The organism is Roseovarius litoreus (assembly GCF_900142765.1).
Classification (GTDB): Bacteria; Pseudomonadota; Alphaproteobacteria; order Rhodobacterales; family Rhodobacteraceae; genus Roseovarius; species Roseovarius litoreus.
In genome coordinates this window covers 65,484-84,730 of record NZ_FRCB01000004.1, presented here as the reverse complement: position 1 = coordinate 84,730, position 19,247 = coordinate 65,484, and the positions used below count along the sequence as shown (strand labels likewise).

Sequence of the window (19,247 nt, the reverse complement as noted above, 5' to 3'; positions counted from 1 at the left end):
GCCACGCCTGATCAAGCTCCCAGATCACGCAGCACGGCACCGCAGATCGAAAGGAAGACCGATGAACGACGATTCGACCGAAGGATGGTTCGACCCCGACACCACGACATTCGGCGACCGCGTTGCAGGCGCGCGCGAGCAGGCCGGCATGACGCAGGTCGAACTGGCCAAGCGCCTCGGCGTCAAGCTCAAGACCCTCAAGGCCTGGGAAAACGACCTGAGCGAGCCGCGTGCTAACAAGCTGTCGATGATGGCCGGGCTGCTGAACGTCTCGCTTCTGTGGCTGCTCTCGGGGCAGGGCGATGGCCCCGATGGTCCCGGCCAGGAGGGCGAGCTGTCGCGCGACGTGGCCGAGATGCTGACCGAAATTCGCGACATCCGCACCCATCTCACCCAATATACCGACCGTCTGGGCCGTCTGGAAAAGAACCTGCGCGCCAAGCTCAAGGATGAGGCCAGTGGCTGAGGAAGACCGCGACACAAGGCTCCGGCGGCTGCACATGCGCTCGATCCGGCGGGGCATCAAGGAGATGGACATCATCCTGACCCGCTATAGCGAGGCGCGTCTGGCGACCCTCGGTCCTGACCAGCTCGATCTTTATGACCGCCTGCTGTGGGAAAACGATCAGGACCTCTACCAATGGGTGACCGGGCAGGTGGCGGCCCCTGTCGATTACGCCGATCTGGTGGCCGATATCGCGCGTCTGTCGGACGCGTCGCGCTGATCCCGGCGATGCGCGCCCCCTTCGGTGCGCATCCCTGCCGGCCCGATGCCGCCGCTGCGGGTGTTTAAAACGCTTTAGATGGCATTTTATCTGTCTTTCCCGCAGTTTACTGATTTTTGGGTATTTTGACCGATTGTCCCTTCCGAGCAGTTTCGCAAGGAGACGGGAATGAGTTTGCACAAACCGCTGCCCACGGCCGAACAAAAGGGCTTCATGTCGGGCTATCTTGATGCGCTGTCGCTGGTGGAACGCCTGCACCGGTTGCTTCTGGACGTGATCAAGGATGAATTCGAACGCCTCGGCGTGATCGAGGTGAATGCCGTTCAGGCGCTGTTGCTGTTCAATATCGGCGACAATGAGGTGACCGCCGGGGAACTCAAGACGCGCGGCTACTATCAGGGCAGCAATGTCAGCTACAATCTCAAGAAACTGGTGGATATGGGCTATATGCACCACCAACGCTGCGAGATTGATCGCCGCTCGGTCCGCGTCCGGTTGACCGGTCGGGGGCGCGAGATCCGCAATATCGTGGCGGGCCTCTTCGAACGCCATGCCGAAGGGCTGCAGGGTCGGGGTGTGCTTGGCGCCGATGGCATCGACCAGATCACCATCGCGCTGCGCCGGGTCGAACATTACTGGACCGATCAGATCCGCTACATCTACTGACCCCGCGGCTGAACCCGCAGCTACCGAACTGGCCGCGCCCCGCCTGTCCGCTCCTGTGACAGCACGGGCGCGGCCACTTCGCGCAGCAGCTTGCGCCGCATGGCGTCGGCGAAATCCTCGAAATCGCGGGCAGTCTCGACAAAGCCATCGCGCCCGCGCAGCACATGGGCGCGATAATAGGCCTCCAGCGTCAGCACCCCCGTCAGATCCTTGGTCGTATTGGCCCGCGATCCCGGGCCGATCACCAGCGCGTTGATGGTGATCCCGTCGAACTCCCCGCCGCGCAGATCGCCGGGATGCGGCCCTCGATTGGCCGGCCCGTCGCCCGAGATATCCAGCGTTCTGGACCAACACTCTGCCTGCTCACCAAGCAGCATCGCGCCATGCAGCATGGCCGATCCGATCGCCGTGGCCGGATCCTCATAGACCGATTGCGTGCTCTCAAGCCGCCGCGCCACGGCCTCCAGATCCTGTGCGCTGTCGATGCTGCGCCAGCCCGCCAGACGCCGCTGATCTGCCAGTCCCGCCCATTCGAACACCAAAAGCCGCACCGGCGCCTGCGGCATCGCCAGAAAGGCGCGCTGCACCTGTGCATCGCGCAGCGCGGCCGCCAGCCCGTCCAGTTGCAGCCGGTATTCGCGCGCATCGACCGATCCCGACACATCCACCCCAAGCGCCAGCGCCTGCCGACAGGCCGCCTGCGCGCCCGCGGCCAAAGCCGCGCAGAGCCACAGCGCCGCCAGCGCGGCTCTCATCCCGGCTCCCGCCCGTCGTCACGGGGCAGGGCGCCCAGCATGATATCGTTGATTTCCCGAAACAGCTTGCGGCTCATCGCCCGTTCGAAATCCTCGAACCCCTCGGCCACCTCCAGAAAGGCGTTCTGCCCCCGGATCACCTCCTCGCGGTAAAACCTCACCACCTCCGGATCGCCCTGCAGCACCACCAGCCCATTGACCGTCACTTCGTCCAGCGGGAAATGCTTGTAGGCCAGCAGCGGCCCGAACCCCTCGTTGTTCAGCCCGTCGCCCGAGACGTCGATCACCCGCCGCGTGCAGTCCGGCCCGCGCCGCAACGCCCCTGCCGCATAGCCCAGGCTATAGCCCATCGCGGTGGGAAACTCGCTTTCGCTGCGCGTCGCTCCCGCCAGCGTCGCCACCGCCCGGTCGATATCCCCCGCGTCTCGCAGCGCCGTCCAGTCCAGCACCACGCTCTGCCTGCGCTTGCCGCTCCACTCATAGACCATCAGCGCCACATGCCCCTCGCCCCCCTCGAGGATCGCGTGACGGATCTCCGGCGCATTGAGCGCCGCCGCCAGCCCGGTGCGCTGCAACCCGTATTCCACCTCATCCACCGACGAGGACACATCCATCGCCAGCACCAGCGCCAGACGGCACGCCGCCGCGGCAGGGCCAGCAAGCCCTGCCATCAGCACCAACGCCAGCGCCGCCCTCACCAATGCCCCGTATTCTCCATGCTCGCCCAAGGCTCCTGCGGCGGCAGCGGCGCGCCCTCCTGCAACAACTCGACCGAGATATTGTCGGGGCTGCGCACGAACGCCATCCGCCCGTCGCGCGGGGGCCGGTTGATCGTCACCCCATTGGCCTGCAGATGCGCGCACATCGCATAGATGTCCTCCACCGCATAGGCCAGATGCCCGAAATGCCGGCTGTCCGAAGGCAACCCCTCATCGCCATCCCAGTTCCACGTCAATTCCACCGGGCACTCTTCCTGCCCCTCGGGCGCCATGAAGACCAGCGTGAACCGCCCCGCCTCCACATCCGTCCGCCGCGTCTCCTTCAGCCCCAGAAGCGCATAGAATTTCATGCTTTCTTCCAGATCCTTCACCCGGACCATCGTGTGCAGATACCTGATGCGCATGTCTTCCCTCCATATGTTGCGTCGACCCACAGGATAGGCCCATTCCCGCCCCTGTCGAGCCTTCTGCCATTCCACCCGATATTGTCGTTTTCACGCCCCCCCTCCGCAAGATATAGTAAAGCCGACTCGGAACAGCCCCCGCGCCGCGAAAGGACGACACCCATGCCCCTGACCCCAGACCAGCAGGCCGACATCGACACGCTCCGCAGCACGCCGGCCCAGACCCTCCGGGCCGTCTCGCCGGGCATGGAGGCGCATCTCTACACCGCCCACCCGGTGCTCGATCACGGCTTCGTCCGGGTGATCGACTACATGGGCGACGACGCCGCCATCTGTCAGGCCGCCCGCGTCTCCTATGGCAAGGGCACCAAATCGGTCTCCAATGACGAGGGGCTGATCCGCTACCTGATGCGCCACTGGCACTCCACCCCCTTCGAGATGTGCGAGATCAAGCTCCACGTCAAACTGCCCGTCTTCGTCGCCCGCCAGTGGATCCGCCACCGCACCGCCAACGTCAACGAATACTCCGCCCGCTACTCGATCCTCGACCGCGAATTCTACATTCCCGCCCCCGACGCGCTCGCCGCGCAATCCACCACCAACAATCAAGGCCGGGGCGAGGCGCTTTCGGGCGACGAGGCCGAGCGTGTCCTGCGCATCCTGCGCGATGACGCGATGCGCTGTTATGACCATTACGAGGCGATGATTTCCGACGAGGGCCAGCAGGGTCTGGCCCGTGAACTGGCCCGCATGAACCTGCCGGCCAATATCTATACGCAATGGTACTGGAAGGTCGATCTGCACAATTTGCTGCATTTCCTGCGCCTGCGCGCCGATGCCCATGCCCAGTACGAGATCCGCGTCTATGCCGAGGCGATCTGCGCCATCGTCGCCGATTGGGTCCCCGCCGCCTACAGCGCCTTCGAGGATTACCGCATGGGCGGCGCCACCCTGTCGTCCACAGCTCTTGAGTGCGTGCGCCGGATGCTCAAGGGCGAGGAGGTCACGCAGGAAAACTCAGGCATGTCCAAGGGCGAATGGCGGGAATTTCAGGGGGTTATTGGTTGAAAGAATTCTTAACGAGTAACCCCTTTTGGCTTTTCCTAGGCATAGTTTCTGGTGCGTTAATCCAGTATTTTTTGGGCTGGCTAGAAAGACATCGGCAGGCTCGGACAGCGCTTAAAGTTCTTCAAATCGAGGTTAGACGGAACTTAGAACTAGCAGATCTATATATTCAACATATTGTTGAGCAGTGTCAGTTAGTTAGCGCCCAAGAGCGTGAAGCAAATGAAGTTTATTTCCCAACCCAGAGTTTTGATTATTCAGCTATGGGGCCACTAAACAATTCTGGTTACTTGCACATTCTTTTGGGCCCTCAAGTTCTAAGCGACCTGCTACGCTTCAATAGTCATTTTAACAACAGAAACGCCGATCTTTTGCATGATTACTTAGTGCAATCCGCAAGACATGGATCAGCAACTACTTTTTTGCAGGATGAGATTAAGCGCGCGAAAGATTACCGCAAAAGTCTCGTAAAATTACTCGCAGCAAAGAAGAGGTTTTTGCGGTTTGGTTTAAAATATCCAAAGGATAGCTGGTGGTGTTGAGGCGATTATCCGTAATTCTTGGTGAGTAAGGAACTGCTTTAAAACGTACGAAAATGGACCTAGCTTTGCAGCTGTTCGAATGTGGACACCGACCAGCCATCTGACCCTCTGAGTCTGGTAAAAAGTTGTTCATCTTCCAACCGCTCCGTTCTCAACCAAATCCGATGTCTCAAGCGCCCACCCTCGGGCCGGGCGCGGACCACCGTTCCATCCACCATACCCCCCAAACCTTAACAAACCGTCACCGCCACCCCTAAAACCGATCCACCCCACCCCCGGCGCCCGTATCTCTAATAATACCCCAAGCGCCGAAAGGGCCGTCATGCTGCATCTTCTCCTTCTCTACCTCGTGACGGCCGGGGTGTTTCTGATCCTCGATGCGATCATGCTGTCGACCATCATGAAGCCGCTCTTCGAGTCCCATATCGGCGATCTGATGGCCGATGAGCTGCGCCTCGGGCCTGCGGCCCTCTTCTATCTCGTCTATGTCGCGGGCGTTTTGTGGTTCGTCTCGCTGCCGGCGCTGCGCGCCGATGCGCCGGGCACAGCCCTCCTGACCGGTGCGGCCCTCGGGGCGCTGGCTTACGGCACCTACGAGTTCACCAACCTCGCCACCCTGCGCGGCTGGTCGTGGCGGATGGTGATCGTGGATGTGACATGGGGTGCTGTCCTGACCGGGGTCTCGGCCTGGGCGGGGGTGACGGTGGCGCGGGCGCTCGGATGGCAGGTTGCGGGCTGAGTTGTGTACGGGATGGACACAAATTCCGGGTTTGATCTCGGGTTTGGTCCTGAACGCGTGTCGGTTTCGTACGGATCGTACCAAAGCGGGCGCAGGCAAGGTTTGACCGGTTCGTGAACAGCGGCTAGGCTGATCCTGCAAGAAAGCCGTTCACGATCAACAGTTTACGAGGTTCCCATGCGTCTGTCCCTGACCCTTGCCGCAGGTCTTGCCTGTCTGGCCGCCCCTGCATTGGCCCAAACCCCGGTCTATGCCTTTGAATCCAAACACAATTTCTGCCCCGCCGGGTTGCAGCCGGTCACCGTCGCCGGCGCCGTCTGCTGCGGTGTGCCCAATCAGCACCAGACCTATCAGCAGGCCAAGCGCCACCCCGTTGCCAAACATTATTCGCACCGTACGGTGAAACGCGCCCGCACCTGCCCCGAAGGTGTGAAGGGCTGTTTCTGACAGTGCGAAACGGGCGGCGCTTGGCCGGCGCCGCCGCTTGTGTTGGTGTCTGAAATGCTATGGATTACAATAGCTTGAGGTCAGCCGCCATTTGCCGGCCATCGCGGCCATCCTGCAATTCGTAGCCGACTTTCTGGTTGTCCGCGAGCCCCGTGAGCCCCGATCTCTCGACCGCCGAAATGTGAACGAACACGTCCTTACCGCCTTCATCCGGTGCGATAAACCCGTAACCCTTGGTCGTATTAAACCACTTAACGGTGCCTGTAGGCATTCCGTCTCTCCTTGCTGAGTCGCTTCATCTTCCCGCCGCATCTGCCTGCCACCGTTGGGAAAAATCGCAACAGCAACACCAAACGCCACGCGGAAGATGATTGCACGGGTCATGTAAAATGCAAGCAAAACACACGTGACCTGCGTCCAAATGCCCGTTAAACAGGCACAAAACATGGGGGTTGCGATGATCCTGTATGGCTTGAAAACCTGCGATACGTGCCGCAAGGCTTTGAAATCCTTGGCGGACGCCCGCTTCGTGGATGTCCGGCACGAAGGTGTGCCGGCCGATCTGCTGAAATCCGCTCATGCCACCTTTGGCGAGGCGTTGCTCAATACCCGCTCGACCACATGGCGGCAGCTGGATGATGCCGAACGTCAGCGCAACCCGTTGGAATTGCTTGAAGATTATCCGACGCTGATGAAGCGCCCCCTGATCGATGCCGGCGGCAAGCTGTATCTGGGCTGGGGCAGGGATGTGCAAAAGACGTTGTTGGGCTGATACCTTTTCGGGTCGCGTCACGTCTCATGCGCCCGGCCCGGCTCATGCCCTGTCGCCAAACAGAACACGGTCCAGCGACAAAGGCCCCGCACCCTTCACCATAAGCGTCACCAACAGGAACACCCACAAAGCCCGTTGATCCAGGATCACCGAATCCGGGGCCTTGTCGAACCAGGCGCCAACCGTCCCCACTTCGCTGATCGCGCCATGCCCGTAAAGGTCGGTGAGGGTTTGCAGCACGACAAAACCGATCATCCCAAGGGCTGCCAGCCGGGTCAGAAGACCGATCACGATCATCAGGGGCAGAACGAACTCGGCCCAGGTTCCTGCCAGAACGACCATTGTATGAAACAGGCTCAACTGGCTTGCATCATAGCCCACGGCCTCCATCGCCCGGGGAAAGATCTGGGCATAGGCGCCGACAGATGGCGAAAAGATCCCAAGCACGCCATCGCCAAGCTTGGTCAGGCCGGACACCCAGAAATACATCAGGAAAAGTGCCGCAAACAGAAATCTGGCCATGACGGACAAAAGCCAGTCCGCCCGGGACAGAGGGTTGGTGATGGTGGTGTAGGCTGCGCTGATGTTCATCTCTCAAACCTCGGGTTCCACGGCGATTATCGCGCCGCTCTGCAACAGCAGGCCAAGCATTGCGGCAAGATCGAAAGCCTCGGCATTGATTTCGCCTGCCTCGCAGGCTTCGGTCAGTGTGGCCCCCGCCAGAATTGCGGCCACAAAAGCCGCCCCGCCCTGAGGCAGGACAAGCAATTCGGGATCATATTCGGGCCGCGTGACCAGAACATCTTGCGCCTGAGCAGTGGGTTTCGGTGCGCCATCCATGGTCGCGAACCGCCAGATGTCATGAACAGGCCAGACCGAGCGGATCAACCGTATCGCAGGAGCCAGCCGGAACCGGGATTGCGCCAGTGTGTCGGGCTGGAGCCGCGCCAGGGCCCCGGGGGCAAGGGCTTGTGCGTCGGCGGCGTGATACGCCTCGCGCTGCGCTTGCTCGAGGCGGGCGACGTCCCCAAGATACCGGATATCCGACAAGGGCGCGAAGCTCTCGAGGAAGTCCGGAAATTCCTTGCCATAAAGCATCATCATGGGCGCCGACGGCGGTGTTTGGCGCAGGAAAAGGCCAGATACTTTCCGGAAATTCTCTTTTCCAATCAGCGATTTGACCGCAGGAAACCCAAGCTCCAGCGCTTCGGTCAGGGAAACCGCAACGTTGTTGCGATAGACGTTGAATCGGCGCCCGGCAGGCAGGCCTTGTCCATCCTGCAGGCCCATCGGCACCGGTTTCGCGCGATCGAAAAGTGCATCGCGAAAGCATGTCTGACTGATCGTCATACCGCCACCTTTTCAAGGGCGCGGGCGGCGCGGCGCGCCTCTTGCGCAAGCATGGGCCAGTCCGGCACATTGGCGTCCCATTCGATCAGAAGCGGGCGTGGACCTGATCTTTGAAGGGTATGGTCCAGAAGCGCCCAAACCGGATCGGCCACATCGCGCCCATGGCTGTCGATCAGCAGCGGTGCGCCGTGGTCGTCCTCATCCTCGTCATGGCCGCCGAGGTGGATTTCGCCCACCTGCGCCAGGGGGAACGCATCGATATACGCCCGGGGATCAAGCGCAAGATTGGTGGCGGAAACGAAGACGTTGTTCACATCCAGCAGCAGGCCACAGCCGGTGCGGCGCGCGATCTCGGTCAGGAAATCCGTCTCGGAGAAGGTGCTTTCGGCAAAGGCGAGATAGCTCGAGGGGTTTTCCAGAAGCATCCTGTGGCCAAGCGCTTCTTGCAGCTCGTCGATGTGATCGGTCACCCGCGCAAGGGTGGTGGCGGTGTAAGGCAGCGGCAGCAGATCGTTCATGAAGTGGCTGTCATGGGTGGACCACGCCAGATGTTCGGAAAAGCTGGCGGGTTGCAACCATCCGCACAGTGCCTTGAGCCGTGCCAGATGTTCGGGATCCAGCCGCCCCTCGCCGCCGATGCTCAGTCCGACACCATGCACCGAGATCGGAAACCGTTCGGCAAGATGTCTGAGTTGCGCCAGCGGTCGGCCGCCATCGCCCATGTAGTTTTCGGCATGGATTTCAAGCCATGCCACCGGGGCGGGATCATCCATGATGGCTTGAAAATGCTGGGACTTGTAGCCGACGCCGGGGGCTGTGGGCAGATGCATGGGGTGGCCGGAGGTATCAAGCATGACAGGTCTCGGTCTGGTGGGTGCAACTGAGGGATACGCGGGGCGTGCGCCCACGTATCCCTGCATGATGTGCCGATCAGGCGGGCAGATCGCGCTCGAGCGGTTCCAGAGACCCTTTGCGCTCTGTGCCGTCTGCCATCGCGGGCAGCTCGATCTCGGTGCAGGTGCCCTTGTCGACCAGGGTCCAGGCGTTGCCCTGATAGTCAGCGGTCGAGCTTCCGGCACAGGTCGTGCCGGCGCCGGCCTTGCAGTCATTCTGGCCTGCAAGAGATACGCCGTAGCATTTCTCTTTGGTTTCAGCAGCGGCAGGTGTGGTGTGTGCAGCCAGAGCGGCGGTCATGGCGCCGGCAATGGCAAGTGTCTTCATGGATTTCGACATTACGTGTCTCCCTAGTGGGTTGCATGGCATGTCGCGGCATCGGCGCATCGGATCGGTGCAAACGCTGCGACAATTTGACGTTAAGCTGATCTGGCCTCGCACAACCATTCACGAGCACGTCAGACACGGATGCGTCAAAATAAGTGAGCGGCCCGCATGGGGCCGCCCATTGAAAACTAGGGATTTTTCGGGATTTTCTGTCCGGGCGTCATGGTTTGGGACGCTGTTTTGCCCCACCATGCGTGCGATTGTTACAGAAGATCCGGGGGGGTCGCTTCGCGTTTCAACGCCTCTGTGACATCCGCGAGAGGCTGAACCGTGCTCTGCTTCTCACCCAGGCGGCGCAGCGACACGGTGCCGTCCTCGACCTCCTTCATGCCGCAGGCCAGGATAACGGGCACCTTGCCGACGGAATGTTCACGGACCTTGTAATTGATCTTCTCGTTGCGGATATCGGCTTCGGCCCGGACGCCTGCGGCGACCAGACGGGCGACCACATCCTGAACATAGGCGTTCGCCTCGGATACGATCGAGGCCACAACCACTTGGCGCGGCGCCATCCAGAAGGGCAGTTTGCCGGCATGTTCTTCGATCAGAATGCCGATGAAACGCTCGAAACTCCCCAGAACCGCGCGGTGCAGCATGACGGGTCGGTGCTTGGCGCCATCCTCGGCGATATAGGTGGCGTCCAGCCGCTCTGGCAACACGAAATCCACCTGCAGGGTGCCGCATTGCCAGTCCCGTCCGATTGCGTCGGTCAACACGAATTCCAGCTTCGGGCCATAGAATGCGCCTTCTCCGGGGTTCAGTTCGAAGTCGGCTCCGGCGGCGGCTGTTGCGGCCTTCAGGGCGCTTTCCGATTTGTCCCAGACGTCGTCGCTGCCGGCGCGTTTTTCCGGGCGATCCGAAAATTTTACCTTGAAGTCCGCAAAGCCAAGATCGCGGTAAATTTCAGACAAAAAACCAATGAATTTCTTGGTTTCCGCCTCGATCTGATCTTCACGGCAGAAGATATGTGCGTCATCCTGAGTGAAGCCGCGCACCCGCATGATGCCGTGCAATGCGCCTGAAGGTTCGTAGCGGTTGCAGCTGCCGAATTCCGCCATGCGCAAGGGCAGATCGCGGTAGGATTTCAGCCCGCGATTGAAGATCTGCACATGGCAAGGGCAGTTCATCGGCTTGAGAGCATTGATGGATTTCTCGCGGGCGTGATCTTCGTCGACTTCGACGATGAACATGTGTTCCTGGTATTTGTCCCAGTGCCCCGACGCTTCCCAAAGCTTGCGGTCGACAACTTGTGGTGTGTTTACCTCGACATAGCCGCCGCGGCGTTGTTGGCGGCGCATGTAATCTTGCAGGGTGGTGTAGATCGTCCAGCCGTTGGGGTGCCAGAAGATCTGGCCGGGGGCTTCTTCCTGCATGTGGAAGAGATCCATCTCGCGCCCCAGCTTGCGGTGGTCCCGCTTCTCAGCTTCTTCGAGGAAGGTGAGGTAATCCTTGAGTTTTTCGCGATTGAGAAAGGCCACGCCATAGATGCGCTGCAACATCTGGCGATTGGAATCGCCGCGCCAATAGGCGCCGGCCACGGACATCAATTTGAAAGCGTCTGCAGGGACTTGGCCGGTGTTCTGAAGGTGGGGGCCGCGGCAGAGGTCTTGCCAGTGGCCGTGCCAGTACATGCGCAGGGGTTCGGTGCCGGGAATGGCCTCGATCAGTTCGACCTTGAAGGGTTCGCCGCTGTCCTCATAGTGCTTGACGGCGCGGGCGCGGTCCCAGATCTCGGTACGGACGGGATCACGCAGGTTGATGATTTCCTTCATCTTTTTCTCGATCACGCCAAGGTCTTCGGGTGTGAAGGGGTCCTTGCGGTCGAAGTCGTAATACCATCCGTTCTCGATCACTGGACCGATGGTGACTTTCACATCGGGCCAAAGCTCCTGAACCGCGCGGGCCATGATATGGGCAAGGTCGTGACGGATCAGTTCGAGCGCCTGAGCTTCGTCCTTCATCGTATTGATCGCGATGGAGGAATCCTGCTGGATTGGCCATTGCAGATCCCAGTGCTGGCCATCCAATGTCGCCGAAATCGCCTTTTTGGCAAGAGAGGTCGAGATATCGGCGGCGACATCGGCCGCAGTGACGCCAGCATCATAAGAGCGGCTGTTACCATCAGGAAATGTAAGGGAAATCTGGGCCATCGGCCTGAAGCTCCTCGTCGGTTTGGCGCCCACGGAACGCCCGGTTGCGGGTTGATATGGTGTGGCGGGGTTTTGCCCCTTGATTCAGGGCAAGTCAAGCGCGTCGCTGCCCGGGCCGAAGTGTAGGGTTTGTACGAAACCTACACGCGTTCAGGACGAAACCGGGGGCTTGCGCCGGGATTTGTGTCCATCCTGTACACAAATCGCAAAAACCCGCCCGCATGTCGCTGCGCGGGCGGCGCCAAGCGGTCTGGAAAGCCCAAGTCATTGGCGGGCATGGCGGTTTCGGCAACGGTGTGCAACGGCACGCCGGAAGTGTGTGCAAGCGCATACCGTGGGATTCGTAACTTCTTGACGCATATGGATATTTTCTCTGGCCTTGTCGGTAATGATCCCTATATTGCCGTTTATCCACTATCGGAAACTTTTGCCGACTCACGCAGAACCGGGGAATACAGAATGGCGCGTTACAACGTGAATTTTGAACTGTCTGTCGAGGACATGGAACTGATCGAAGCCGCCCTGCGCCAGACCAAGAGCGAACTGGCCGGAAAGCTGGTCGCGCCCGCAGATGAGCAGCCCGAGCAGATCGACGCGATCGACCACTCGGTGCGCCGCATCCATGATCTTCTGGGGCGCCTGCATAATCAGAAAGTGTTCTATCGTCCGCGCAGCCAGCCCTATATCAGCGGCTGACAGGACGGATCACCCGAGACGTCTTGATGACGGGGGTCGGAAACGGCCCCCGTTTTTTGCTGTCTGGTCGCACTGTGGACAAGCGTATGCGCCGGTGTGCGAAGGTGTGCGAAGGTGTGCGATTGTTTACTGTAACAGTCTGACATAAAAAGATATTTTATTTATCCGAGCATCTTTGTAACGATTGGGTAACACGTTCGCTGCCGCGTGATGTCGATGTGAAGCAAAAAGGCTCTGGGTGTTCGATATGGCCAGTCACGATAAGGACTTCAGGTTGTTCCGGCAGTATGTGGAACTGACGAAAACCTCTCCGCGTCAGATGGCGGACAGATCCCCGCAGACAGAGGAGGCGCCCGCTCAGGGTGCGCCGAAGGATCAGTCGGAAGCGGAATGGTCGCTGCGCCGGATCGAACGGCGGGTCGGCTCGATCGCCTGAGAGGTGACTGCGTCACGGTAAGGCGGCTTGCATCCGGCCCCCGGTTTCGTCCACCCTTGCCGCGCGACAGGCAGCAAGGGGCAGGATGCACATGACGCAGACCGAGTATTTCACGTCACCGCAGGGGCGCAGGCTGGCGTATCACCGCAGTCCGGGCAAGGGGCCGGGTGTGGTGTTTCTGGGTGGGTTCAAATCCGACATGGACGGCACCAAGGCCGTGCATCTGGAGGCCTGGGCGCAGGCCACGGGCCGGGCGTTCCTCAGGTTCGACTATTCCGGGCATGGTCAATCGTCAGGCGCGTTCACCGAGGGCTGCATCGGGGAGTGGGCCGAGGATGCGATGGCGGCAATCACCAAGCTGACCGAAGGGCCGCAGGTGCTGGTGGGCTCGAGCATGGGCGGCTGGATCGCGCTGCTGTGTGCGCGGGCGATGCCTGAGCGCCTTGCGGGGCTTGTGACGATCGCGGCGGCGCCGGATTTCACGGAAGATGCAATGTGGGAGGGGTTCGACGCGGAGCAGCGCGCGGAGCTTGCGGCCAATGGGCAGGTGGCGCTGCCAAGCGAGTATGGCGAGCCTTATATCATCACCCGCCGCCTGATCGAGGATGGGCGCGCGCATCTGGTGCTGCGCGATCCGCTGACGCTACCGTTTGCGGTGCGGTTCCTGCAGGGCACGGCGGATGAGGATGTGGCGGTGAGCGTGGCGCTGCGGCTGTTGGAGCACGCGACGGGGCCGGATATGCGGCTGACGCTGGTGGACGGGGCCGATCACCGGTTCTCCGATCCCGATTGCCTGAGGCTGATCGAGAGGTCGGTCGAGGAAGTGCTGGAGCGCGCCGGGTCGGCATGAGCGCGCCGCGGTGATCCGCAGCGCTTGACCCGGCGTGGCCCTGTGGCAAGGTGAGCGGACAGGCACAGTTTTGAAAAGGACCGGATGTGATGCGTGACCCGTTGGTGTTCTTGCCGGGCTTGATGTGCGATGCCGAGTTGTTCGCAGGCCAGATTGCCGCGCTCAGCCATGATTATCCGGTTTGCGTGGTGCCGGTCAGTCATGGGGAGCGGCTTGAAGAGGTCGCCTCGGCGCTGATGCATGTGCTGCCGCCGCGCTTTGCGCTGGTGGGTCATTCGATGGGGGGCATGGCCGCGATGGAGATCCTGCGCCGAGCGCCGGAGCGCGTGAGCCGGATCGCGTTGATGGACACGAGCCCGCTGGCCGAGACGCCGCAGGCGTCGGCGGATTACGAGCCTGCGATCATCAAGCTGAAATCCGGGCGTCTGCAGGAGGCGGTGGAGGCGCTGGTGCCGTCGGCATCGCTGGCCGCGGGGGCAGGGCGGCCGACAGTGCGGGCGCAGCTGCTGGAGATGGCCGAGCGCGTGGGCGAGGGCGGGATCATCCGGCAGCTTCGGTCCATGCAGCGGCGGCGCGATTATCAGCCGACCCTCCGGCGCTGCAAGGTGCCGACCCTTGTCATGTGCGGGGCCGAGGATCTGCTGATGCCGCCCAAACGCCATGAGTTCATGGCCGGGCTGATCCCCTATGCGAGGCTCGAGGTGATTGCGGGCGCGGGGCATCTGCCGCCCCTGGAACAGCCCGAGGCGACGACGGGCGCGCTGCGGGCATGGCTGGAGCAGCCCTATGTGCTGCAGACACGGGCGGATGCCTGACGGGGGGACGGGATGGAAGGCGCGGGCGCGCAGGATCCGCCGGCGCGTGCAGGTGTGGTCCAAGCGGCATCTGCCGCCGGGGGTGCGGCTGATCGCGGGGCTTTTGCTGATGCTGGGCGGCGTGCTGGGGTTTCTGCCGGTGGTGGGCTTCTGGATGCTGCCGCTCGGGGTTGCGGTGGCGGCGCTGGACGTGGTGCCGATCCTGCGCTGGCTGGGGCTGCGCAAGTGGCGCCGGACGAAGGGGCGCGGTGACGGGCGGCGCTGAGGCCGGTGTTGCCCCGTGTGCGCCGCGTGCCCCTGTGCCCGCCCGCGTCAGGCGGCTTCGGTCTTTTTCGCGGCTTTCTTCTTGCGCGGAGAGGTGCGGTTGCGCTTGGCCGGCTCTTCGGAATTGGCGTCGATGAAATCCAGCACGAGGGGCCGGATGTTGTTGCGCCAGCTGCGCCCGGCGAAGATGCCGTAATGGCCGGCCTCGGGTTCGAGATGGCTGGCCTTGCGGTCATCGGGCAGGCCGGTCAGCAGATCGAGCGCCGCGATGCACTGGCCGGGGGCGGAAATGTCGTCCTTGGCGCCTTCAACGGTCATCACCGCGACCTTGGTGATCGCGCCGATATCGACATGGCGGCCTTCGACGGTGAAGGCGTTGTGGGCGATTTCCAGCCCCTTGAAGATGCGTTCGACGGTCGAGAGGTAGAATTCCGCGGGCATGTCCATCACGGCGAGATATTCGTCATAGAACTTGTTGTGCGGGTCGTGATCGCTGGCTTCGCCGCGGCTGACGCGCTGGATCTGGTCGAGGAAGGCCTTGCCATGGCGTTCGGCATTCATCGACATGAAGGAGCTCAGTTGCAGCAGGCCGGGATAGACGAGGCGGCCCACGCCCTTGTACTTGAAGCCGACGCGCTGGATCATCGTTTCTTCCAGCTGGCCCATGGTCACGCGACGGCCGAAATCGGTCACGTCGGTGGGGGTGGCGTCGGGGTTGATCGGCCCGCCGATCAGGATCAGCGAGCGCGGCTGCGCGTCGGGATCGACCTCGGCCAGGAGGGCGGTGGCGGCAAGCGTGAGGGGGGCGGGCTGACAGACGGCGATCACATGCAGGTCGCTGCCCAGTTCACGCATGAATTCGCTGAGATAAAGGGTGTAATCCTCGACATCGAACTTGCCGGCGGACACGGGAATGTCGCGGGCATTGTGCCAGTCGGTGACATAGACCTCGCAATCGGGCAGCAGCGAGCGCACCGTGGAGCGCAGCAGCGTGGCGTAGTGGCCCGACATCGGGGCCACCAGCAGCACCCGGCGATCCATCTCGCCGCGGCCAAGAACGTCGAAGTGGATCAGGTTGCCGAAGGGGCGTTCGATGACGGTTTCGACATTGATGAGGTGGTCGCGCCCATCCTCGCCGGTGATCGATTCGATTCCCCAGTCGGGCTTGGTCACGATGCGCTGGAAGGTCCGTTCGGTCACTTCGCCCCAAGCGGCCATCCATTGCAGCGCAGGGTTTGGCGTCATCGCGAAAATTGGGTAGGATGCGAAGGAAAGTGCGGTTGCGCCCAACCATTGATTTGTATTTCGGAGGGTTTCCATCCAATCGTAGGTGATCATGTACCGCATCGTCGTCTCCTTGTGCCGGGGCGTGCCGGTTCCATTCGCCGCACTGTCCCCTCCGAACAGCCGACGCTATGCTGCATAGCAGAAAACTAAAAGGAATCCATTCATATGACAACGAAAGAGGAGACCGCTGGCGAAAATCTCGACAAGATGGCCGAGAATCTCGCACGGGTCGAAGAGTTGTCACAGCGTCTCATCGCGGCGCTTTCGGCGCGAAACCCGGCGAATCCCACGCTCGATTCGCCCTCACAGGAGCTGTTCGCTAAGGCGGCGGCGTCCTATTGGGCGGAGATGGTGGAAAATCCGGGCAAGCTTTACGAGCGGCAGCTGGAATATTGGGGCCGGTCGGTGCGCCACTTCATGGAGGCGCAGCAGCAACTGGTGCAGGGCCAAAGGCCGCACGCCCCAGACGAGGCGGGGGATGATCCGCTGCAGGGCGACAAGCGCTTCGCCAACCCGCTGTGGAACACGCATCCCTTCTTTCACTACATCAAGCATCAATATGCGCTCAATGCCCGCGCCATCGAGGAGGCGGTGCAGGAGGTCGATGATCTCGATCCGGTGGAAAAGAAACGGCTCAACTATTTCGCGCGGCAGATCGTGGACATGATGAGCCCCACGAATTTTCTGGGCACCAATCCCGATGCGCTGGAAAAGGCGGTGGAAACCGAGGGCGAAAGCCTTGTGCGGGGGCTGGAGAACCTGGTGGCCGATCTGGAGGCCAACAATGGCGAGATGCTGGTGCGGCTGGCGGATGAAAGTGCGTTCGAGCTGGGCGGCAACATCGCCACGACCCCCGGTGAGGTGGTCTATCGCAATGCGATGATGGAGATCATCCAGTATGCGCCCGCGACCGAGAAGGTGCACGAGATCCCGCTGGTGATCTTCCCGCCCTGGATCAACAAGTATTACGTGCTGGACCTGAAGCCGGAAAACAGCCTGATCAAGTGGATCACCGAGCAGGGCTACACGCTGTTCGTGGTCAGCTGGATCAATCCCGATGCGAGCTATGCCGATGTGGGTATGGAGGATTACATCGAGGAGGGGTTCCTGACCGCGATCCGCGAGGCCAAGGCGATCTGTGGCACGAAACAGGTGAATGCCGTGGGCTATTGCATCGCGGGCACCACGCTGCATCTGACGCTGGCGCTGATGGCCAGGCGCGGCGACAAATCGGTGAAATCCGCCACTTTCTTCACCGCGCTGACCGATTTTTCGGAGCAGGGAGAGTTCACGCCGTTCCTGCAGGATGATTTCGTGACCGGGATCGAGAAAGAGGTCGCGGAAAAGGGTGTGTTGCGGTCGTTCATCATGTCGCGGACCATGTCTTTCCTGCGGTCCAACGATCTGATCTATCAGCCTGCGGTGCGCAAATACATGATGGGCGAGGCGCCACCGGCCTTCGATCTGCTGTATTGGAACGGGGACGGGGCGAACCTGCCGGGGCGGATGACGGTCGAGTATCTGCGCGGGCTGTGTCAGAAGAACGAATTCGTCAACGAGGGCTACGAGATCTGCGGCGAGACGCTGCGGATCAGCGATGTGAAGGTGCCGGTGATGTCGGTGACCTGCGAGACCGACCATATCGCGCCGTGGAAGGATTGTTATCGCGGGTTTCAGAAGGTCGGCTCAAAGGACAAGACCTTCCTTGTGTCGCAATCGGGCCATATCGCGGGGATCGTGAACCCGCCCACCAAGAAGAAATACGGCCATTACACCAATGACGATCTGAGCGGTCAGGCCGCGGACTGGATGGAGGGGGCAAGTTTCCACGAAGGCTCGTGGTGGCCCCGGTGGGACGCCTGGCTGAGCACGCGCTCGGGCAAAAAGGTTGACGCTAGGGAACCCGGCGATTCGGAGCATCCCCCGTTGGCACCGGCGCCGGGAACCTATGTGCGGGTGAAGGCAAAGCTTTGATTTTGTTGCGTTCTCAGAAAATGCTGCAGTGCAGCAATAAGGGGTTGATTTTCTGCACTGCAGCATGCATATTGTGTGCAGTTGCAGAGAAACGGGGTGTTCCCGTTCCAATCCAGACCTGAGGACGAAACCATGGCTAAAACACAAGATTTCAGCACCGTGATGAAAGACATCATGGGCGCATTCCCCGTCGACACCAAAGCGATGGAAGATGCCTTCAAGAACCAGGCCGCTCTGAGCGAGAAGCTGTCGGGTGTCGCTCTGGAAGCTGCCGAAAAGTCGGCCGAGATTTCCAGCAAGTGGACCAAAGAGACCCTGGCGAAGATGTCGGACATGACCAAGGCGAAAGCCGAGCCTGCCGATTACGCCAAGGCGATGACCGATTTCGCATCGGCCAATGCCGAAGTGGCCGCCGAGAACATGGCTGCCTTCGCCGAGATCGCCAAGAAGGTTCAGATGGACACCGTCGAACTGATGATGGCCGCCGGCAAGGACCTGCAGGAAGATGCAGCCAAAGCCGTCAAGAAAGCCACCGATGACGTGACATCGGCTGCCAAGAAAGCCACCGCCGCCAAGTAAGCGCGCGGACGGAACATACGACCCGATCCTCCCTCCCTGAACGGGTCTGTATGATAAGGGTGAGCCCAGTGAGGCTCGCCCTTTCTTTTTGTTCTGCGGTCGCATAAGGTTTGCTGCAGCGCTGAAAACATCGGGAGGACCGATCCGTGGCCGAGACAGACAAGCCTTTGCTTATCAAACGCTACGCCAGTCGGCGGCTCTATAATACCGAGACTTCGGATTACGTGACGCTGGAGGATATCGCGGAGTTCATCCGCGAGGGCCGCGAAGTTCAGATCATCGATTTGAAATCCGGGGATGACCTGACGCGGCAATATCTGCTGCAGATCGTCGCCGAGCACGAAAGCAAGGGCGAAAGCGTGCTGCCGATCAGCGTGCTGACCGATCTGGTGCGCAGCTATACCACGCAGGCCACCAGCGTCGTGCCGGAATTCCTTGCCGCGAGCTTCGAGATGCTGCGCGAGGGGCAATCGGCGATGATGGAGAACATGACCAAGGCCAATCCGCTGGCGAACATGCCCGGCATGGAGGCGATGCGCGCGCAGCAGGAAGCCTTCATGAAGGCGATGACCGGAGGCATGGGGGGGCTGGGGAGCCTGAAGGGCGGACCGGCGGCCAAGACCGAGGACAGCCCCAGCGAGCAGCCCACGCCGGACAAGGGCGAGGATCTGGACGAGATCCGCAAGCAACTGGCGGACCTGCAGGAAAAGTTGTCGAAGCTGAACAAATAG

At 61.3% G+C, this 19,247-nt stretch carries 25 protein-coding genes; 15 read left to right on the top strand and 10 right to left on the bottom strand.

The window, feature by feature from the left end:
• Positions 1 to 61 precede the first annotated feature (61 nt).
• From F3H35_RS09010 to F3H35_RS09000, 3 genes are all read left to right on the top strand, one after another.
• Positions 62 to 466, top strand: coding sequence for a helix-turn-helix domain-containing protein (locus tag F3H35_RS09010; protein WP_149779290.1), 405 nt, complete (start codon positions 62 to 64; stop codon positions 464 to 466).
• A complete protein-coding gene (locus F3H35_RS09005; protein ID WP_149779289.1) occupies positions 450 to 725 on the top strand; it encodes a succinate dehydrogenase assembly factor 2 in 276 nt (91 codons plus the stop codon). Before F3H35_RS09010 ends, F3H35_RS09005 begins: the two co-directional genes overlap by 17 nt.
• Positions 726 to 893: 168 nt before the next feature.
• Entirely contained in the window at positions 894 to 1,391 is a 498-nt protein-coding gene (locus F3H35_RS09000; RefSeq protein ID WP_149779288.1) for a MarR family winged helix-turn-helix transcriptional regulator, read from the top strand.
• 20 nt (positions 1,392 to 1,411) lie between these two features.
• Here the strand turns inward: F3H35_RS09000 and F3H35_RS08995 are convergent, their stop codons facing one another.
• The 3 genes from F3H35_RS08995 to F3H35_RS08985 are packed head-to-tail and all read right to left on the bottom strand — an operon-like array spanning position 1,412 to position 3,269.
• Positions 1,412 to 2,146 (bottom strand): DUF1194 domain-containing protein, encoded by a 735-nt coding sequence (locus F3H35_RS08995; protein ID WP_149779287.1) that lies wholly within the window; start codon positions 2,144 to 2,146, stop codon positions 1,412 to 1,414.
• Complete coding sequence (locus F3H35_RS08990; protein ID WP_223228367.1) at positions 2,143 to 2,874, bottom strand: DUF1194 domain-containing protein; 732 nt, start codon at positions 2,872 to 2,874, stop codon at positions 2,143 to 2,145. The genes F3H35_RS08995 and F3H35_RS08990 overlap by 4 nt, the downstream gene beginning before the upstream one ends.
• Positions 2,841 to 3,269 carry a VOC family protein gene (locus F3H35_RS08985; protein ID WP_149779286.1) on the bottom strand — a complete coding sequence of 143 codons (429 nt, stop codon included), beginning with the start codon at positions 3,267 to 3,269 and terminating at the stop codon, positions 2,841 to 2,843. Before F3H35_RS08985 ends, F3H35_RS08990 begins: the two co-directional genes overlap by 34 nt.
• Positions 3,270 to 3,431: 162 nt before the next feature.
• Between F3H35_RS08985 and thyX the strand changes: the two genes are divergently transcribed.
• From thyX to F3H35_RS08965, 4 genes are all read left to right on the top strand, one after another.
• A complete protein-coding gene (gene thyX, locus F3H35_RS08980) occupies positions 3,432 to 4,337 on the top strand; it encodes an FAD-dependent thymidylate synthase (RefSeq protein ID WP_149779285.1) in 906 nt (301 codons plus the stop codon).
• Positions 4,334 to 4,876 carry a hypothetical protein gene (locus tag F3H35_RS08975; RefSeq protein WP_149779284.1) on the top strand — a complete coding sequence of 181 codons (543 nt, stop codon included), beginning with the start codon at positions 4,334 to 4,336 and terminating at the stop codon, positions 4,874 to 4,876. Before thyX ends, F3H35_RS08975 begins: the two co-directional genes overlap by 4 nt.
• Before the next feature lie 325 nt (positions 4,877 to 5,201).
• The gene (locus tag F3H35_RS08970; RefSeq protein WP_188129945.1) at positions 5,202 to 5,615 is read left to right on the top strand and encodes a DUF2177 family protein; all 414 of its coding nucleotides are present in this window, start codon (positions 5,202 to 5,204) and stop codon (positions 5,613 to 5,615) included.
• A 177-nt stretch (positions 5,616 to 5,792) separates the two neighbouring features.
• Positions 5,793 to 6,062, top strand: coding sequence for a hypothetical protein (locus F3H35_RS08965; RefSeq protein ID WP_149779282.1), 270 nt, complete (start codon positions 5,793 to 5,795; stop codon positions 6,060 to 6,062).
• 64 nt (positions 6,063 to 6,126) lie between these two features.
• Here the strand turns inward: F3H35_RS08965 and F3H35_RS08960 are convergent, their stop codons facing one another.
• Positions 6,127 to 6,333 carry a cold-shock protein gene (locus tag F3H35_RS08960; RefSeq protein ID WP_149779281.1) on the bottom strand — a complete coding sequence of 69 codons (207 nt, stop codon included), beginning with the start codon at positions 6,331 to 6,333 and terminating at the stop codon, positions 6,127 to 6,129.
• A 186-nt stretch (positions 6,334 to 6,519) separates the two neighbouring features.
• Between F3H35_RS08960 and F3H35_RS08955 the strand changes: the two genes are divergently transcribed.
• Entirely contained in the window at positions 6,520 to 6,834 is a 315-nt protein-coding gene (locus F3H35_RS08955) for an ArsC/Spx/MgsR family protein (RefSeq protein ID WP_149779280.1), read from the top strand.
• Positions 6,835 to 6,876: 42 nt separating this feature from the next.
• Here the strand turns inward: F3H35_RS08955 and F3H35_RS08950 are convergent, their stop codons facing one another.
• The 5 genes from F3H35_RS08950 to thrS all read right to left on the bottom strand — a co-directional run bounded on the left by F3H35_RS08950 (position 6,877) and on the right by thrS (position 11,615).
• Positions 6,877 to 7,425, bottom strand: a complete 549-nt coding sequence (locus F3H35_RS08950) for a DoxX family protein (RefSeq protein WP_149779279.1) — start codon at positions 7,423 to 7,425, stop codon at positions 6,877 to 6,879.
• 3 nt (positions 7,426 to 7,428) lie between these two features.
• Positions 7,429 to 8,184 carry an HvfC/BufC N-terminal domain-containing protein gene (locus F3H35_RS08945; protein WP_149779278.1) on the bottom strand — a complete coding sequence of 252 codons (756 nt, stop codon included), beginning with the start codon at positions 8,182 to 8,184 and terminating at the stop codon, positions 7,429 to 7,431.
• The gene (gene bufB, locus F3H35_RS08940) at positions 8,181 to 9,038 is read right to left on the bottom strand and encodes an MNIO family bufferin maturase (protein ID WP_149779277.1); all 858 of its coding nucleotides are present in this window, start codon (positions 9,036 to 9,038) and stop codon (positions 8,181 to 8,183) included. Before bufB ends, F3H35_RS08945 begins: the two co-directional genes overlap by 4 nt.
• A 76-nt stretch (positions 9,039 to 9,114) precedes the next feature.
• Complete coding sequence (locus F3H35_RS08935) at positions 9,115 to 9,417, bottom strand: BufA1 family periplasmic bufferin-type metallophore (protein ID WP_149779276.1); 303 nt, start codon at positions 9,415 to 9,417, stop codon at positions 9,115 to 9,117.
• Between the two features lie 251 nt (positions 9,418 to 9,668).
• Positions 9,669 to 11,615: a threonine--tRNA ligase gene (gene thrS, locus F3H35_RS08930; RefSeq protein WP_149779275.1), complete on the bottom strand. Its 1,947-nt coding sequence runs from the start codon at positions 11,613 to 11,615 to the stop codon at positions 9,669 to 9,671.
• A 459-nt stretch (positions 11,616 to 12,074) separates the two neighbouring features.
• Between thrS and F3H35_RS19210 the strand changes: the two genes are divergently transcribed.
• The 4 genes from F3H35_RS19210 (at position 12,075) to F3H35_RS08910 (ending at position 14,677) form a co-directional block, all read left to right on the top strand.
• Positions 12,075 to 12,311 carry a hypothetical protein gene (locus tag F3H35_RS19210; RefSeq protein ID WP_007818003.1) on the top strand — a complete coding sequence of 79 codons (237 nt, stop codon included), beginning with the start codon at positions 12,075 to 12,077 and terminating at the stop codon, positions 12,309 to 12,311.
• A gap of 521 nt (positions 12,312 to 12,832) precedes the next feature.
• Positions 12,833 to 13,597: an alpha/beta fold hydrolase gene (locus F3H35_RS08920; RefSeq protein ID WP_149779274.1), complete on the top strand. Its 765-nt coding sequence runs from the start codon at positions 12,833 to 12,835 to the stop codon at positions 13,595 to 13,597.
• Between the two features lie 89 nt (positions 13,598 to 13,686).
• On the top strand, positions 13,687 to 14,412 hold the full coding sequence (locus F3H35_RS08915; RefSeq protein WP_149779273.1) for an alpha/beta fold hydrolase: 726 nt from the start codon (positions 13,687 to 13,689) through the stop codon (positions 14,410 to 14,412).
• Positions 14,413 to 14,458: 46 nt separating this feature from the next.
• Positions 14,459 to 14,677 (top strand): hypothetical protein, encoded by a 219-nt coding sequence (locus F3H35_RS08910; RefSeq protein ID WP_223228366.1) that lies wholly within the window; start codon positions 14,459 to 14,461, stop codon positions 14,675 to 14,677.
• A gap of 47 nt (positions 14,678 to 14,724) precedes the next feature.
• On the opposite strand, the gene phaZ is transcribed toward F3H35_RS08910, so the two are convergent.
• Complete coding sequence (gene phaZ, locus F3H35_RS08905; protein ID WP_149779272.1) at positions 14,725 to 16,023, bottom strand: polyhydroxyalkanoate depolymerase; 1,299 nt, start codon at positions 16,021 to 16,023, stop codon at positions 14,725 to 14,727.
• A 105-nt stretch (positions 16,024 to 16,128) separates the two neighbouring features.
• On the opposite strand from phaZ, the gene F3H35_RS08900 reads away from it, so the two are divergent.
• The 3 genes from F3H35_RS08900 to phaR all read left to right on the top strand — a co-directional run bounded on the left by F3H35_RS08900 (position 16,129) and on the right by phaR (position 19,247).
• Complete coding sequence (locus F3H35_RS08900; protein ID WP_149779271.1) at positions 16,129 to 17,937, top strand: PHA/PHB synthase family protein; 1,809 nt, start codon at positions 16,129 to 16,131, stop codon at positions 17,935 to 17,937.
• 132 nt (positions 17,938 to 18,069) lie between these two features.
• A complete protein-coding gene (locus F3H35_RS08895) occupies positions 18,070 to 18,516 on the top strand; it encodes a phasin, PhaP (RefSeq protein WP_149779270.1) in 447 nt (148 codons plus the stop codon).
• A 146-nt stretch (positions 18,517 to 18,662) separates the two neighbouring features.
• The gene (gene phaR, locus F3H35_RS08890; RefSeq protein ID WP_149779269.1) at positions 18,663 to 19,247 is read left to right on the top strand and encodes a polyhydroxyalkanoate synthesis repressor PhaR; all 585 of its coding nucleotides are present in this window, start codon (positions 18,663 to 18,665) and stop codon (positions 19,245 to 19,247) included.

Coding starts and splice junctions, on each gene's coding strand:
- F3H35_RS09010 (WP_149779290.1), top strand. CDS start 62: ATGAACGACGATTCGACCGAAGGATGGTTCGACCCCGACACCACGACA.
- F3H35_RS09005 (WP_149779289.1), top strand. CDS start 450: ATGAGGCCAGTGGCTGAGGAAGACCGCGACACAAGGCTCCGGCGGCTG.
- F3H35_RS09000 (WP_149779288.1), top strand. CDS start 894: ATGAGTTTGCACAAACCGCTGCCCACGGCCGAACAAAAGGGCTTCATG.
- F3H35_RS08995 (WP_149779287.1), bottom strand. CDS start 2,146: ATGAGAGCCGCGCTGGCGGCGCTGTGGCTCTGCGCGGCTTTGGCCGCG.
- F3H35_RS08985 (WP_149779286.1), bottom strand. CDS start 3,269: ATGCGCATCAGGTATCTGCACACGATGGTCCGGGTGAAGGATCTGGAA.
- thyX (WP_149779285.1), top strand. CDS start 3,432: ATGCCCCTGACCCCAGACCAGCAGGCCGACATCGACACGCTCCGCAGC.
- F3H35_RS08965 (WP_149779282.1), top strand. CDS start 5,793: ATGCGTCTGTCCCTGACCCTTGCCGCAGGTCTTGCCTGTCTGGCCGCC.
- F3H35_RS08960 (WP_149779281.1), bottom strand. CDS start 6,333: ATGCCTACAGGCACCGTTAAGTGGTTTAATACGACCAAGGGTTACGGG.
- F3H35_RS08955 (WP_149779280.1), top strand. CDS start 6,520: ATGATCCTGTATGGCTTGAAAACCTGCGATACGTGCCGCAAGGCTTTG.
- F3H35_RS08950 (WP_149779279.1), bottom strand. CDS start 7,425: ATGAACATCAGCGCAGCCTACACCACCATCACCAACCCTCTGTCCCGG.
- F3H35_RS08945 (WP_149779278.1), bottom strand. CDS start 8,184: ATGACGATCAGTCAGACATGCTTTCGCGATGCACTTTTCGATCGCGCG.
- bufB (WP_149779277.1), bottom strand. CDS start 9,038: ATGCTTGATACCTCCGGCCACCCCATGCATCTGCCCACAGCCCCCGGC.
- F3H35_RS08935 (WP_149779276.1), bottom strand. CDS start 9,417: ATGTCGAAATCCATGAAGACACTTGCCATTGCCGGCGCCATGACCGCC.
- thrS (WP_149779275.1), bottom strand. CDS start 11,615: ATGGCCCAGATTTCCCTTACATTTCCTGATGGTAACAGCCGCTCTTAT.
- F3H35_RS19210 (WP_007818003.1), top strand. CDS start 12,075: ATGGCGCGTTACAACGTGAATTTTGAACTGTCTGTCGAGGACATGGAA.
- F3H35_RS08920 (WP_149779274.1), top strand. CDS start 12,833: ATGCACATGACGCAGACCGAGTATTTCACGTCACCGCAGGGGCGCAGG.
- F3H35_RS08915 (WP_149779273.1), top strand. CDS start 13,687: ATGCGTGACCCGTTGGTGTTCTTGCCGGGCTTGATGTGCGATGCCGAG.
- phaZ (WP_149779272.1), bottom strand. CDS start 16,023: ATGCGGTACATGATCACCTACGATTGGATGGAAACCCTCCGAAATACA.
- F3H35_RS08900 (WP_149779271.1), top strand. CDS start 16,129: ATGACAACGAAAGAGGAGACCGCTGGCGAAAATCTCGACAAGATGGCC.
- F3H35_RS08895 (WP_149779270.1), top strand. CDS start 18,070: ATGGCTAAAACACAAGATTTCAGCACCGTGATGAAAGACATCATGGGC.